Origin of the sequence: Clostridium puniceum (assembly GCF_002006345.1) — a bacterium.
In the GTDB taxonomy this organism is placed as follows: domain Bacteria; phylum Bacillota; class Clostridia; order Clostridiales; family Clostridiaceae; genus Clostridium; species Clostridium puniceum.
This window is the reverse complement of the sequence record NZ_LZZM01000085.1, coordinates 1-1,816: the sequence shown is the minus strand read 5'-3', so window position 1 is coordinate 1,816 and position 1,816 is coordinate 1. Positions and strand designations below refer to the sequence as shown.

Here is a 1,816-nt window from a genome sequence, read left to right as displayed (position 1 = left end):
GCAACAGCAGATAAATTAAATAATATAGCTAAGGAGACAGGTGCAACACTTTATACAGTGCTTCTGTCAGCATATAATATTCTGTTGTCAAAATATAGTGGACAAGAAGATATTATAGTAGGAACAGCTCAGGCAGGAAGGCCTCAAACAGAACTAGAAAATGTAGTGGGAATGTTTGTAAATACTGTAGCTTTAAGAAATTATCCAAAAGGAGATAAAACTTTTAAAGAATTCCTGGAAGAAGTAAAAAATAACACACTAAGGGATTTTGAAAACACAGAATATCAATTTGAGACATTACTTGATAAGTTGAACTTAACAAGAGAAGCTAGCCGAAATCCATTGTTTGATACAATGTTTGTACTTGAAAATATAGATTTTAATATTTCGGAAGATAATGGAAAAATTAAATCTATTGAGCCAAAATTAAATATGGCAAAATTTGATCTAACATTAACGGCAATGAAAATAAAGGAAGGTATAAGCTTTAGTTTAGAGTATTGTAGCAAGTTATTTGGAAGTAATACTATTAAAAAGATGTGGGAACATTTTGTTAACATATTAGAACAGATAGTATTAAATCCAAAAGCCAAACTACATGAAATAAATATGTTAAGCAAAGAAGAAGAAAACAAATTAATATATGAGTTTAACAACACTAGAACAGAATACCCAAGGTGGTCTACAATACAGGAACTATTTGAAGAACAGGCAGATAAAGCACAAAATGATATAGCAGTATCCTTAGATGAAAAAGAACTCACTTATAGAGAATTAAATGAAAAAGCAAATTCTTTAGCAAGAGTTTTAAGGGAAAAAGGGATAAAAGCAGAAAATATCGTAGGTATAATAGTGGAGCCTTCCTTAGAAACAATAATAGGAATAATGGCTATTTTAAAAGCAGGAGGAGCATATTTACCAATAGATCCGGAGTATCCAGAGGATAGAATAAAATATATGCTGAAAGATAGCAGGACAGAACTGTTATTAACTAAAAAAAGTTTGCTAAAAGATATAAATTTTGAAGGCGAAATAATAGATTTAGAAAACCAAGAAAATTATGCTTCTAGCAAAGAAAATATTGAAAAAATAAATACTTCCAGAGATCTTGCTTATGTAATATATACTTCAGGTTCAACTGGAATGCCAAAAGGAGTTTTAGTAGAACACAGAAATGTAGTTAGGTTAGTTAAGAATACAAATTATCTAAACTTAAAGAAAAGCGACCGTATATTACAAACTGGATCTGTAGTATTTGATGCATCAACTTTCGAAATATGGGGTTCACTGTTAAATGGTGGTTCATTATATTTAATTAAAAAAGAAGATGTTTTAAATTCGGAAATTTTAGAGAATAAGTTAGATAAATATGGAATAACAACGTTATGGTTAACTTCTGCATTATTCAGTCAGTTATCCCAAAGTAATCCAGAGATATTTAAGGGAATTAAAAACTTGTTAGTAGGTGGAGATGCCTTATCACCAAAACACATAAATCTTGTGCGAAATAGAAATAAAAACTTAAAAATAATAAATGGATATGGTCCGACTGAAAATACTACATTTTCAACTACGTTCCTGATAGGAAAGAATTATGAAAATAATATTCCAATAGGAAAACCTATAAGTAATTCTACTGTATATATATTAGGAAAAGATAATGAACTTAAACCAATAGGTATTCCAGGAGAATTATGTGTTGGCGGTGATGGTGTTGCAAGAGGATATTTAAATAATTTAGAGTTAACTAGAGAAAAATTTGTAGACAATCCTTTTGAACTGGAGACAAAAATGTATAAGACAGGAGATTTGGCAA

1 protein-coding gene is annotated in these 1,816 nt (G+C 29.7%); it reads left to right on the top strand.

Annotated features, from left to right (window positions below):
- On the top strand, positions 1-1,816 hold a 1,816-nt coding region (locus tag CLPUN_RS06650; protein WP_143328991.1), incomplete at both ends, for a non-ribosomal peptide synthetase.